Here is a 12,543-nt window from a genome sequence, read left to right as displayed (position 1 = left end):
GTAAACCGTGAATTTCGTTGGGGTCGGGTTTCCACCTACGAGCCTACCCCCCGGGAACCGAAGCTGCCCCGGGCAGGGCCGGATCAGCCGGTGCCCGGGGCGAGGAGAAGGCTAGGCAGTGGCGGCCGCAGCAGCCTGTGCCGCCGCCGGCAAAGCTTCGACGATGCGGTTCATCGCAGCGTCGTCGTGGGCGGCTGAGAGGAACCAGGCTTCGAAAACCGACGGAGGGAGGTAAACACCCGAGTCCAGCATGGAGTGGAAGAACGGCGCGTACCGGAACGTCTCCTGGGCCTGCGCATCATCGTAGTTGTGCACACCGTGGGTGGACGTGCCGAAGGCCACTGAGAAGAGGTTCCCGGCCCGCTGGATGGAGTGGTCCACTCCTGCCGCGTCGAGTGCGCCGGTCAGGGCGTCGGCGAGTTCCACGGAGCGGGCATCGACGAAATCGTAGACCTCCGGCGTGGCATGCGTGAGGGTCGCCACTCCCGCGGCCATGGCCACCGGGTTCCCTGACAACGTACCCGCCTGGTACACAGGGCCCACGGGCGCGAGGTAGTCCATGACGTCGGCACGGCCGCCAAGTGCCGCCGTCGGCATTCCGCCGCCGATGACCTTGCCGAAGGTGAGCAGGTCAGGAGCCCAGCCTTCCTGGCGGCCGGTCAGGCCCCAGTAGCCCGCATAGCCGGTACGGAATCCGGTGAGGACCTCGTCCAGGATGAGGAGGGCGCCGTGTTCGGTGGTAATCCGGGAGAGGCCGGCGTTGAACCCGTCCCCCGGTGTCACCACACCCATGTTGGCCGGAGCGGCCTCAGTGATCACGGCAGCGATGTTGCTCCCGTGCGTGGCGAAGGCGGCCTCGACGGCAGCGAGATCGTTGTACGGCAGTACAAGGGTTTCAGCTGCGGTGGCTTCCGTAACGCCGGCCGAACCGGGCAGCGCCAGGGTGGCCACGCCTGAGCCTGCCGCTGCGAGGAGTCCGTCAAGGTGGCCGTGGTAGCAGCCCGCGAACTTGATGATGAGGTTGCGGCCCGTGAACCCGCGGGCCAAACGTACCGCCGTCATGGTTGCCTCGGTGCCGGTGGAGACCATGCGAAGGCGCTCGACCGCGGCGACGCGCTCCTTGACGATGGCGGCGAGGTTGGCCTCGTCCGGGGTGGAAGCTCCGAAGGAAAGGCCCCGGTCCACGGCTGCGTGCACGGCGTCGAGCACGGCCGGGTGTGCGTGGCCAAGCAACGCTGGGCCCCACGAGCACACGAGGTCCACGTAGTCCTTGCCGTCCGCGTCGGTGAGGTAGGCGCCCTTGGCCGAAACCATGAACTTCGGAGTACCGCCCACTGATCCGAACGCACGGACCGGGGAGTTCACGCCGCCGGGCATCAGGGACCGGGCGCGGTCGAACAGCTGATCGGAGACAGGGGTGTTTGAAGTCATGGTTCCTATTCTTTCAGTGATTCAGGAGCAATAAGGCCAGTGGCGGAACCGCCGGGGAGCGCCGTGACTAGGCTGCGGCCAGTAACTCGGCAACCCGGGGCGCCACTTCGGTGCCGTATAGCTCTATGCACCGCATCATGGATTGATGTGGCAGTGTGCCGTTGCTGTATTTGAGGTCGAAGCGGTCCACTCCGAGGTTGCGCTTGAGCAGGGCAATCTTTTGGGCGACCGTTTCGGGAGATCCCACGTAGAGGGCACCCTCGGGGCCGCACATTGCATCGAACTCGCCGCGGTTGCCCGGGCCCCAACCGCGCTCCGCGCCGATCCGGTTGCGTTGGGCGAGCCAGTGCGGGAATAGCTCCTCGCGGGCGGCCTCATCGGTGTCCGAAATGAATCCTGGGGAGTGCGTGGCAATTTGCCTCATTGGGTGGCCGTACTTTGCCATCGCGTCCCGGTAAAGGTTTACCAGCGGGGCGAAGCGGCGCGGCTCCCCTCCGATGATCGCGAAGATGATCGGATAGCCATATTCGGCGCAGCGCAGCACGGATTCGGGCGTCCCTCCCACGCCGATCCACGCTGGCAGCAGATGGTGCTGCAGTCGCGGATACACCTGGAGCCCGCTCACGTTGGGACGGGTCCGCCCTTCCCAGTGGATGGGCTTTTGGGTGCGCACTTTGTCGAAGAGTTCCAGCTTTTCCTCGAACAAGACCTCATAATCGGCTAGGTCCAGGCCAAATAACGGAAACGACTCCACGAACGAGCCCCTGCCAAGCATCACTTCGGCCCGGCCGTTGGACAACGCATCCACCGTGGCAAACCGTTGGAAGACGCGGATGGGGTCATCCGAGCTCAGCACCGTCACGGCGGAGCCCAGCCGGATCCGGGACGTCACCGCAGCGGCGGCGGCAAGGAAGACCTCAGGCGCGGACACCGCGAAATCGCGGCGGTGGTGCTCCCCCACGCCAAAAGCGTGGATTCCGACGGCGTCGGCCAACTTGGCTTCTTCCAGCAACTCACGCAGTACTTGCGCGTGCTCCTTCGGGTTCCCGTCGGCGTCGAGCCCTGCGTCACCGAAAGTGTTCACTCCAAGCAGGATCCGGTTGGCACCAACGGGGGCCGAAGGATCGGTGGGTACGGCGCTCATCAGGACTCCTTCAGCCAACCTGCCAATTCGGTGGCCCAGTAGGTAAGGATGTTATCCGCTCCGGCCCGTTTGATCCCGAGCACGGACTCAGTGATCGCGCCGCGCCGGTCGATCCAGCCGTTGGCGGCTGCCGCTTCGATCATGGCGTACTCACCTGAGATCTGGTAGGCCGCGACAGGCACAGGGCTCATGGCGGCAACGTCGGCCAGGATATCCAGGTAGCTCATGGCCGGCTTGACCATGACCATGTCCGCACCTTCCTCAAGGTCCAGCTCAACTTCCAGGATGGCCTCGCGACGGTTGGCCGCATCCATCTGGTACGTCCGCCGGTCCCCCTTCAATTGGGAGTCAACGGCTTCGCGGAACGGCCCGTAAAAAGCGGACGCGTACTTTGCCGCGTAGGCCACGACTGCCGTGTTCTTGTGCCCGGACTCTTCCAGGGCCTGGCGGATCACGGCGATCTGTCCGTCCATCATGCCCGAAGGCCCCAGGACATGCGCACCGGCATCAGCCTGGGCCACAGCCATCTGTCCGTAGATGGCGAGCGTGGCATCGTTATCCACATATCCGTCATCATCCAAGACTCCGCAGTGGCCGTGATCGGTAAATTCGTCAAGACAAACATCACTCATCACCACCAGGTCGTCGCCCACTTCGGCCCTGACATCGCGGATGGCCTTGTTCAGGACGCCGTCCGGGTCAAGCGAAGCGGTTCCCCGCGCGTCGCGTACTGCAGGTACACCGAACAGCATGATGCCACCGACACCCAGCTCCACGGCCTCAGCAGCCGCCCGCTTCAACGACTCCGTGGTGTGTTGGACAACGCCGGGCATGGAACTGATGGGACTGGGCTCGGTGAGGCCCTCGCGGATGAAGGCAGGGAGGATCAGGTCTGCCGGCGCGAGGCGGTTTTCGGCAATGAGCCGCCGCATGGCCGGTGTTGTGCGCAGGCGGCGGGGGCGGTGGTTCGGAAAGCTCATGGCAGGTTCCCTTCGTTGGCGAAAACAGATTCGAGGGCGGACACGATGCCGTCCGGAGTTGGTTGTGGGGCGATGGCCGCAACAGTGATGCCCAGCGCGGAGGCCGCTGCCGCCGTCGGAGGTCCTATCGCGATGAAGCAGCAGCCAGCCAGCTGGGGAAAAAGGCCGGCGATGCGACGCACGGCGCTGGGCGACGCAGCTACAACAGCATCTATCCTTCCGGCCTCGAGCTCGTGACCAACCTCCAGCGGCGTGAGGACAAGGGTACTTGTTTCGGAAGGCACGACGCCGGCCGGCAGCTCAGCGGTCAGGCGCCGTTCCTCGCTCGCCGGGAAATCGACGGTGTGGTACGCGGTGACGGCGGTGACGTCCGCGCCCCGTGCTGCCAATCCCTGCCGAAGGCCCGGTGCGGCGAGGTCGGCCTGCGGCAGGAAGACCCGTGCCGGTGCAGGATCCCACAGGGCAAGCAGGCCCTCGGCGGATTGGGTCTCCGAGGGCGCCAAAGCAACCCGGAGGCCGACTGATTCGAGGACGCGTTGGGTCGAGGCACCAACGGTGGCCACCTGGGTTCCAGCGGGAATAAGGTCGACCAGGGCGGCGCCGCGTCCCGCCGCGTTCTCCATCAGCGCACGCACCGTGGTGCTGCTGCTGACCACCAGCCAGTCAAAGCCGCCGGCGGCAAGCGCGTCCATGGCGGCGTCCAGGGATGCTTGGTCTTGGGCCCGCTCGAAGTCGATCAGTGGCAGCAGCAGGGGCTCCGCGCCCAGGTTTCCGAGGAGCGAAGCCAGGGGCTGGGCCCGGTCGGCGGTCCTGGTGATCAGGATGCGCCGACCGGTCACAGCTGAGGTAGCCGAAGGCTTAGGAAGCGGCAAGATCCGCGATCTCCGCGGCACCTGCCGCCAGCAGCAATTCCGCCACTTCGATGCCCAGCAACGTCGCGCCCACAACTGTCAGGCCGTCTGTCGCCTTCTTTTCACGCACGATCTTGGTGCCGTCCACGGCGCACACGGCCGCTTCCAAGTGCAGCATGCTGCCCTTACGGAACGCATAGGCGCCCACGGGGGCCGCGCACCCCGCTTCAAGCCTGGCAAGCACTGCGCGTTCGGCCGTGACGGCCAGCCGGGTGTCGTCGTCGTTCAGTGCGGCCAGGGCCTGGGCCAACACACCATTGGAGCCCTCGGTGGATCCTGCTTGGGGCGGTGCGTCTACGGTGCGGCACTCGATGGCGAGCGCGCCTTGACCGGGCGCGGGCAGCATGAGATCGGTACCGAAGAACTCGCTCACGGTGTCCAAGCGGTCCATTCGCTCCAGTCCCGCAGCGGCGAGGACCACGGCGTCGAGGTCGCAGGACTTGCCGGGAACAACCTCAGCCGTGGTGTTTCCGGGCAGCCCCGGGACGCGTCCCAGACGCGTATCCACGTTGCCGCGGATATCGAGGACTTCAATGTCCGGGCGCGCGGCTCTCAGCTGGGCTGCCCGGCGTGGAGAACCTGTGCCCACCTTCGCTCCGCCCGGGAGTTCAGCGAGCGTCATGCCATCGCGTGCGCACAGCACGTCCCTGACATCCACACGCTTGGGCGTTGCAGCAATACTCAACCCGGGTGCGGCCCCGGTTGGGAGATCCTTGAGGGAGTGCACGGCAACATCGCAGGTCTCAGCCAACAACGCGTCACGCAAAGCCGCTACAAACACGCCGGTGCCTCCCATCTGGGAGAGGGAGCCGGTTTTGACGTCGCCCTCGGTCCTGATGTGCACCAGGTCTACCGGGAAGCCACCAACAGCTGCCAACTTATCGGCGGTCTGCTGCGTCTGCGTCAAAGCCAGTTTGCTGGCCCTGGTGCCGATGCGAACGGTCACTTGGCTGCCTCGGCTGCGGGGTACTCGTCGTGGTCGAGTCCGATCCTGGTACCAACCTCGGCGATGACCGGCTTGGCACCACGGAAGTTCTCGCAACAGTTGGGACGGCACACGTCGTACCACGGCCCGAGATCGGTGACGTGGGGGCGTTCGGCAATATTGTTCTCCGCCGTGCGTTCGCAGATGAGGTCCACCAAGCCGGAGACGAAGGCGGCATGGGTACCGGGGGTTGGAACGCGGGTTGCTTCGATGTTGAGGTTCTTGCACGTTTCCAGTGCCTCGGTGTCGAGGTCCCAGGCCACTTCCATGTGGTCGCTGACGAACCCGAGGGGCACGATGACGACGCCGCGCACACCCTGGGGAGCGATCTCCTCAAGGTGGTCATTGATGTCGGGCTCCAGCCAGGGAATGTGCGGCGCACCGGAACGCGACTGGTACACGAGGTCCCAAGCGACGTTCGGGGCAACAACGTCCATGATGGCCTTGGCGTTGGCCAGGTGCTGGGCGGCGTAGGCGGACCCTTCGGCGAACTCGCGGGGCTCGTCGTCGGACTTTCCCGCAGCTTCAGCGTCCCGGGTGGGGATGGAGTGCGTGGCGAACAGAACGCGGATCTTCGAGTCGGGGTCGGCTTCGCCGGCAGCAGCAAGCTTGCCGCGGACCTCTGCCAGACCTGCCGTGGTGCCTTCGATAAACGGCTGAACCACGCCCGGGTGGTCAAAGTACTGCCGGATCTTGTCCACCTGGAGCTTCCCGTCCAGGCCGGTTTCCGTCAGTGCCAGCCCGATGTCTTCCCGATACTGGCGGCAGCTGGAGTAGCAGGAGTAGATGCTGGTGGTGAGCATCAGGATGCGGCGGTGGCCGGCGTCGTAGGCGTCCTGCAGGACCGGGGCGATGTAGGGCTCCCAGTTCCGGTTGCCCCACAGTACCGGCAGCTCGATGCGGCGCTTGGACAGTTCTGCCTCGATCGCAGCCTTCAGCTCACGGTTCTGCTGGTTGATGGGGCTGATTCCACCAAAAGCGCGGTAATGGTGGGAGACCTCTTCCAAGCGCTCATCGGGGATGCCGCGGCCACGGGTGACGTTGCGCAGGAACGGGATCACGTCTTCCTGGCCTTCGGGGCCACCGAAAGAGGCGAGCAACACGGCGTCGTACTGCTTGGGTTCTTGTCGGCCGCGCTCGGTTACCTGGTTCGGCTCAGTGGAAATGGTGAGCTCACTCATGCCAGGACCTCGGCAATCTCGGCGGCCGTCACGCGGCGGCCGGTGTAGAACGGAATTTCTTCCCGGACGTGGTTGCGGGCATCAGTGGCGCGAAGGTGGCGCATCAGGTCAACGAGGTCGACCAGTTCCGGTGCCTCGAGGCCGAGGATCCACTCCCAGTCCCCCAAAGCGAAGGAGGAGACCGTGTTGGAGATGACTTGGGGGAAGTCACGGCCGAGCATGCCGTGGTCACGGAGCATCTCGCCGCGTTCTTCTGCCGGAAGGATGTACCACTCGTAAGAGCGGACGAAGGGGTAGACGCAGAGCCAAGTGCTGGGCTCAACGCCGCGCGCGTATGCCGGCACGTGGTTCTTGGCGAATTCGGCTTCACGGTGCACGCCCATGGCGGACCAGACGATCTCGGTGCCCGCGAACAGCTTGCTGCGGCGGATGGAACGGACGGCGGCCTGCAGGTCTTCCGGCTTCGCGCCGTGGAGCCACACCATGATGTCCGCATCCGAGCGCATTGCCGACACGTCATAGCTGCCTCGCAGCACCACTCCGCCCTCTGCGAGCGATCCTGTGAGGGCCTCGAATTCCTGGGCAGCCTCGCCGCTGCGCAGGACGTCGGACGAGCGCTTGAAGACCGTCCAAAGCGTGAAGAACTGCTCTTCGGGCCCGGCAGTTTTAGTGACAGATTCGGCAGAAGTGTGGCTCATGGTTCAAGTTTGCCCCGCGCTGGCCGCTAAGTCGAAACGAACTAGTTCTACAAGACGTAGAAGTGATGTAAATCATACTCAGCGGGAAGGCGTCAGGCGGTCGACGGCAAGCTGGGCGCGTGTATCTGCCACCACTGCGGCCAAGCCATTTCCAGCCAGCCACCCGCCAACAAGCGTCAGGCCTCCCACCTCCGCGCACACTTTGCGCACCTCAGCAACACGCTGTTTGTGACCGACTGCCGCAAAGGGCAACGCCCCCGCCCAACGGACCACATCCCAACCCACAATGTCCGTCCGGGACACGGGAACGGTCAACAGCGCGGAAGCATCCGCCAAGGCGGCCTGGAGCAGCGATTCGTCATCCAGGACGATATCGGCCGATCCTCCCGCCTCCTCGCGGCGCCCGTAGGACAGGCGGAGGACGTGCGTGCCGGGACCAGCCTCATCGGCAAGCCAATCCCACTTTGCCGTAGCGTGGGTCAGCGCTTTAGCCATGATGCCCGGCGTTTCCGGCGCCACGAGCACTCCCGTGCCACGCGGACGGCTATCCAACTCCGGCAGGTCGACTACCAGCGTCACGAGGCTTACCAGCGGCCCCGGCGCCGGGCGGAGAACGGACAAGGCGGGCAGGGACTCCTGCAACAGGCCGACGGCGGCCGGGCCGTCGAGCGCAACTACCAGCCTGCCGGCGTCGAACGTTTCGGTACCCGCGGTGACCCTCCAGCCGTCCTGCGTCTTCAGCACTCCGGTAGCACGCGTGGAAAGCAGCAGTTCGACCCCGCGCCGGCGGAGGTCGGCGACCAACGCTGTCACCAAAGTGTTCATGCCGCCCTTCAAACCGGCGACGGCGGAGCCCGCCTTTGCCGGCACGGAACCAGGCCCCGGCCCAGGCCCAGGCGCGGCTTTCTTGCCGGCAGCTTGACGTTGCGCAGCAACAGCGGCAGCCAAGGAACCCTGTGCCCGGAGGCCTGCCCGCAAGCCAGGGGCAACCATGTCAACATCCAGCAGGGCCGGGTCTGCCGAATGAACGCCACCGACCACTGGTGCGACCAAACGCTCCAGTACCCTGCGGCCCATCCTGGCCCGCACCAGCGCCGCGACGCTCGTAACATCAGCGGAAGTTCCCAGGGAGGCCGGAAGCCATCGATCAAGTGAGGCCCTGAGTGCACCAATGAGCCCCAGCGAACGCCGGACTTCAGGATCCCAAGGGTTCGCCGGGATACCGAGAACGCCCGTTTTGGGGAGCTCTTGTGGCCCATCCGGAAGTTGCACCCACGCACCGCCGGGGTGCGGGGCCACGATGGCATCCCCCAGGCCGAGCTCGCGGGCGAGGTCCGCCACCGCGGTGGATCTGGTGGCGAAGGACTCCGCTCCGCTGTCCAACTGCAGCCCGGCAACGACGTGGCTGCCGACGCAACCACCCCAGGCGTCGGTTGCTTCAAGGACGGTGACCGAATGTCCGGCCCTGGCAAGTTCGCGCGCCGCTATCAGGCCGGATATTCCGCCACCCACCACCACTGCGGTGGGTCCGTGTGTGCCTTTTTTGGCGGTGACATGCTCCCCGCGCATCATGGCTACTCCGCGGGGATCGAGTGGATCAGCTGCACCACGCGGGTCAGAACAGCAGGATCCGTTTCCGGCGGAACTCCGTGGCCAAGGTTGAGGACGTGGCCCGGGGCGTGGGCACCAGCGGCAATGACCTCGCGAACGTGGGCCTCCAGGACGTGCCACGGAGCGGACAGGAGGGCCGGGTCGATGTTGCCTTGCAGGGGGACGGTACCGCCCAGGCGACGGTTCGCCTCATCCAGCGGAAGGCGGTAATCGACGCCGACAACGTCAACGCCGACGTCGCGCATGGCCACCAACAATTCGGACGTGCCGGTACCGAAGTGAACCAGGGGTGCGCCGAGGCCGCGGACATGGTCCAGCGCGCGGGCCGAGGCTGGTGCAACGTACTTGACGTAATCTGCCAGTCCCAGGGATCCGGCCCATGAGTCAAAGAGCTGGCCTGCTGAGGCACCGGCTTCGAGTTGCGCCTGGAGGAAGAGTCCGGAGGCGTCGGCCGCCCAGTTGGCCAGAGCCGTCCAGGTTTCCGGATCGGCGTGCATCATGGTCCGTGGCCCCAAGTGGTCCCGGGACGGCTTACCTTCCACCATGTAGGCGGCAAGCGTAAAAGGCGCACCGGCGAAGCCGATGAGCGGCGTGGAGCCCAATTCCGCGACCGTCAGGCGTACGGCCTCACGAATAGGCTCAAGGGCCTCCCACGTCAGCGTGGGCAAGGCCGCAACATCCGCTGCGGTGCGGACCGGCTTGTCCAAGACAGGCCCGACGCCGGGAACGATGTCCACGCCGACGCCGGCGAGCTTCAAGGGGATAACGATGTCCGAAAAGAAGATTGCGGCGTCCACATCGTGGCGGCGCACCGGCTGAAGCGTGATCTCGGACGCCAGTTCAGGGCGTAGGCAAGAGTCCAGCATGGCGACTCCCTCACGGACCTTGAGGTATTCCGGCAAGGAACGTCCGGCCTGGCGCATGAACCATACGGGACGGCGGGAGGGCTTGCCGCCACGGTAAGCCGTGATCAGCGGAGAGTCCGAGGTGCGGCCATCCATCAGCGGATGGGTTGCGCCGAGAACTCCGGCTGGAACGCTGGTGGCCGTACTCTGGGGTGCTGCCGGGCTAGAAGTCATGCCTACGATTGTCCCCAAAATCGCCGGCAAAAGATAACGACAGCCTGTCACGTCCAGGTTGAAGCCCGGACCGGGCTTCGGATGCGATCCCCGGCGTGGCGGGCGTCACTGCCTCCCGTGTGGATTGCCACGGTCCCGTATTGTTCTACCAGCCTACGAAAAAGCTATGATGGGTTTGCTGTGGTTCTTTTCTCATTGGTGGCTACACACGCCGACATCGATCTCGAAACCGTCGCTCAACTGAGCAACGGTTCCTCCGAGCTTGCCTCTGCAACCCTGACGGATTCCCCTGAGGTTTCCGGAGCAGTGGTCTTGGCCACCTGCAATCGCTACGAGGTATACGGCGAAACGTCCAGCGCCGCCGACCTTGAAGCGGCCCGTTCAGCCCTCGTTTCGCAGATCAGCGAACTCAGCGGCCTCAACGAGCAGATGGTCTCCCGCTCCTTCTCCACCCATGTGGGCCCCGACGTCACCCGGCACCTCTTTGCCGTCAGCGCCGGATTGGACTCTGCCGTGGTGGGGGAACGTGAAATCGCCGGGCAAGTCCGCCGGGCACTCATCAGCGCCCAGCAAAAAGGTACTGCGAGCTCGGGCCTCGTGCGGCTCTTCCAGGCTGCTTCCAAGACCGCCAAGGACGTGGGTGCCCAAACCGCCCTTGGTTCGCGCGGACTTTCCATCGTTTCCGTTGCCTTGGACCTCGCCACGGACCTGGCTGAGAACGACGATTGGTCAACCAAGAAAGTCGTGGTCTTCGGGACCGGCGCCTATGCCGGCGCCACGATGTCCCTGCTGCGCGAACGGGGTTGCACGGACATCTCCGTTTACTCGTCCTCCGGACGCGCCGAGGGATTCGTCGCCACGCGCGGCGGAACGGCGCTCGACGCCGACTCCCTTCCGGCTGCCGTTGCGGAGGCCGACGTCATGATTGGCTGCAGCGGCTCGGACAACCAAGTCGAGGCTCAAGACCTCGCCCGTGTCCGTGCCAACTCCGGCAAGCCGCTGATCGCCATCGACCTTGCCCTCACCCACGATTTCGATCCTGCGGTTGGCGAGCTTGACGACGTCGAGCTCCTCACCCTTGAGTCCGTGCGCCTTGCCGCACCCCAGGAGCAAGCCGAATCCCTGACGCAGGCCAGTTCCATAGTGACCAAGGCCGCCCAGTCATTCGAGTCCGAGCGTGAAGCCCGTTCAGTGGACACGGCCATTGTGGCACTGCGCCGGCACACCATGAATGTCCTGGACGCAGAGATGGAAAAGGTCCGCGCCCGGCATGGCTGCACCGCTGCAGCCGAGGAGGTGGAGTTTGCGCTCCGCCGCATGGTCAAGCAACTCCTGCATATTCCCACTGTTCGCGCACGCGAGCTTGCAGCGAACGGCCAGCAGGAGGAGTACGTCGCGGCGCTTGAGGCTCTTTATGGAATTCAGGTAGAGCAGCCGCAGTCCCCCGCCCCGGCCGCGGAGTGCCCGGTGGACCACCAGGAACTCCGCTCCGAGACCGCATAACCGGCTAAATTACCGGTTAGGCGAACGCGTTCACGCCGGTCATCTCTGCAGAGAGTTCCCACAGCTTCCGTGCATCGGCTTTATCGATCGCGTGGGCATCTACTCCTTGGTACCTGGCGAGGGGCGATTCAGGGTCCGTGGGATTGGCGATGTCGCAATCTTCGCAGTAGACCCCGCCATGGCCGTCCAGAGCCGGTGACGTTGCCGCCCACACGGAGGTGGCCGCTCCTTGCTCCGGTGTCTTGAAGCCCTCGCGGACGTTCCCTTCGGCATCCATCCACCCGGCGGCCACCATCTCCTCCTTGGGCAGGTGCCGTTGGAGTTCGGTCATGATGCCCCCTGGATGCACCGCGAAAGCGCGCACGCCCGAGTCCCGGCCCAACCTGTCCAACTCCACGGCGAACAAGGCGTTGGCTGTTTTTGCTTGGCCATAGGCTTTCCACTTGTCGTAGCCACCGGCAAAGTTGATGTCGTCAAAACGGATCGAGGACAGCTTGTGGCCGGTTGAGGACAGCGACACAACCCTGGCATTTCCGGAGGCAACCAGGGCCGGCCACAGCAAGTTGACCAAGGTGTAGTGCCCTAAATGGTTGGTGGCAAACTGCGCTTCCCAGCCCGGACCCAAACGCTGCTCAGGGCTGGCCATGATGGCTGCATTGTTGATCAGGATGTCCAAGGTGCTGTGCGATGCCAGGAACCGGGCCGCAAAATCCTTGACGCTTGACTGGTCTGCCAGGTCAAGGGCTTCAACCACCACAGTATCGCCCACCCCTGCCGCGGCCAGCACGGTGCGGGCATGATCGGGGCGCCGGGCGGGAACCGTGACCTCCGCTCCAGCGGAGGCCAAAGCCTTCACGGTTTCCAAGCCGAGGCCCGAGTAGCCACCTGTAACGATGGCTGTCTTCCCCGACAAATCAATGCCGGCGATAACGTCCGAAGCAGTCGAGCCATGGCCGAAGCCGGAATGGATGGGCAACTGCGGGGTGATGTTCGATTCGTTGATCATGCGTTGAGCTTCCC

General features: G+C 65.1%; 11 protein-coding genes. 1 reads left to right on the top strand and 10 read right to left on the bottom strand.

Translation table 11 applies throughout. The annotated features are described in order from the left end of the window. Window positions 1-111: 111 nt before the first annotated feature. The 9 genes from hemL to hemE all read right to left on the bottom strand — a co-directional run bounded on the left by hemL (window position 112) and on the right by hemE (window position 10,020). Window positions 112-1,431 carry a glutamate-1-semialdehyde 2,1-aminomutase gene (gene hemL / locus SB659_RS01385; protein ID WP_410549260.1) on the bottom strand — a complete coding sequence of 440 codons (1,320 nt, stop codon included), beginning with the start codon at window positions 1,429-1,431 and terminating at the stop codon, window positions 112-114. A gap of 67 nt (window positions 1,432-1,498) precedes the next feature. Continuing rightward, complete coding sequence (locus SB659_RS01380) at window positions 1,499-2,575, bottom strand: LLM class flavin-dependent oxidoreductase (RefSeq protein WP_410549259.1); 1,077 nt, start codon at window positions 2,573-2,575, stop codon at window positions 1,499-1,501. Continuing rightward, window positions 2,575-3,555 carry a porphobilinogen synthase gene (hemB, locus tag SB659_RS01375; protein WP_284978894.1) on the bottom strand — a complete coding sequence of 327 codons (981 nt, stop codon included), beginning with the start codon at window positions 3,553-3,555 and terminating at the stop codon, window positions 2,575-2,577. The genes SB659_RS01380 and hemB overlap by 1 nt, the downstream gene beginning before the upstream one ends. Next, window positions 3,552-4,427: a uroporphyrinogen-III synthase gene (locus SB659_RS01370; RefSeq protein ID WP_410549258.1), complete on the bottom strand. Its 876-nt coding sequence runs from the start codon at window positions 4,425-4,427 to the stop codon at window positions 3,552-3,554. Before SB659_RS01370 ends, hemB begins: the two co-directional genes overlap by 4 nt. Beyond that, on the bottom strand, window positions 4,414-5,412 hold the full coding sequence (hemC, locus tag SB659_RS01365) for a hydroxymethylbilane synthase (protein WP_284978896.1): 999 nt from the start codon (window positions 5,410-5,412) through the stop codon (window positions 4,414-4,416). Before hemC ends, SB659_RS01370 begins: the two co-directional genes overlap by 14 nt. After that, the gene (locus SB659_RS01360; protein WP_284978897.1) at window positions 5,409-6,632 is read right to left on the bottom strand and encodes a ferrochelatase; all 1,224 of its coding nucleotides are present in this window, start codon (window positions 6,630-6,632) and stop codon (window positions 5,409-5,411) included. The genes hemC and SB659_RS01360 overlap by 4 nt, the downstream gene beginning before the upstream one ends. After that, window positions 6,629-7,330, bottom strand: a complete 702-nt coding sequence (hemQ, locus tag SB659_RS01355) for a hydrogen peroxide-dependent heme synthase (RefSeq protein WP_410549257.1) — start codon at window positions 7,328-7,330, stop codon at window positions 6,629-6,631. The genes SB659_RS01360 and hemQ overlap by 4 nt, the downstream gene beginning before the upstream one ends. Before the next feature lie 78 nt (window positions 7,331-7,408). Next, window positions 7,409-8,899 (bottom strand): protoporphyrinogen oxidase, encoded by a 1,491-nt coding sequence (gene hemG / locus SB659_RS01350; RefSeq protein ID WP_284979040.1) that lies wholly within the window; start codon window positions 8,897-8,899, stop codon window positions 7,409-7,411. 5 nt (window positions 8,900-8,904) lie between these two features. Beyond that, window positions 8,905-10,020 carry a uroporphyrinogen decarboxylase gene (gene hemE / locus SB659_RS01345; RefSeq protein ID WP_284978899.1) on the bottom strand — a complete coding sequence of 372 codons (1,116 nt, stop codon included), beginning with the start codon at window positions 10,018-10,020 and terminating at the stop codon, window positions 8,905-8,907. 180 nt (window positions 10,021-10,200) lie between these two features. Here hemE and SB659_RS01340 point away from each other — a divergent pair, with 180 nt between their 5' ends. Continuing rightward, window positions 10,201-11,523, top strand: coding sequence for a glutamyl-tRNA reductase (locus SB659_RS01340; RefSeq protein ID WP_284978900.1), 1,323 nt, complete (start codon window positions 10,201-10,203; stop codon window positions 11,521-11,523). A gap of 16 nt (window positions 11,524-11,539) precedes the next feature. Here SB659_RS01340 and SB659_RS01335 read toward each other — a convergent pair whose 3' ends face one another. After that, entirely contained in the window at window positions 11,540-12,529 is a 990-nt protein-coding gene (locus SB659_RS01335; RefSeq protein ID WP_284978901.1) for an SDR family NAD(P)-dependent oxidoreductase, read from the bottom strand. Window positions 12,530-12,543 lie beyond the last annotated feature (14 nt).

Origin of the sequence: Arthrobacter sp. SIMBA_036 (assembly GCF_046535135.1) — a bacterium.
Classification (GTDB): Bacteria; Actinomycetota; Actinomycetes; order Actinomycetales; family Micrococcaceae; genus Arthrobacter.
The sequence above is the reverse complement of the archived record's forward strand: the minus strand, read 5'-3'. Positions and strand labels throughout refer to the sequence as shown.

Coding starts and splice junctions, on each gene's coding strand:
- hemQ (WP_410549257.1), bottom strand. CDS start 7,330: ATGAGCCACACTTCTGCCGAATCTGTCACTAAAACTGCCGGGCCCGAA.
- SB659_RS01380 (WP_410549259.1), bottom strand. CDS start 2,575: ATGAGCGCCGTACCCACCGATCCTTCGGCCCCCGTTGGTGCCAACCGG.
- hemL (WP_410549260.1), bottom strand. CDS start 1,431: ATGACTTCAAACACCCCTGTCTCCGATCAGCTGTTCGACCGCGCCCGG.
- hemB (WP_284978894.1), bottom strand. CDS start 3,555: ATGAGCTTTCCGAACCACCGCCCCCGCCGCCTGCGCACAACACCGGCC.
- SB659_RS01335 (WP_284978901.1), bottom strand. CDS start 12,529: ATGATCAACGAATCGAACATCACCCCGCAGTTGCCCATCCATTCCGGC.
- SB659_RS01360 (WP_284978897.1), bottom strand. CDS start 6,632: ATGAGTGAGCTCACCATTTCCACTGAGCCGAACCAGGTAACCGAGCGC.
- hemE (WP_284978899.1), bottom strand. CDS start 10,020: ATGACTTCTAGCCCGGCAGCACCCCAGAGTACGGCCACCAGCGTTCCA.
- hemG (WP_284979040.1), bottom strand. CDS start 8,899: ATGCGCGGGGAGCATGTCACCGCCAAAAAAGGCACACACGGACCCACC.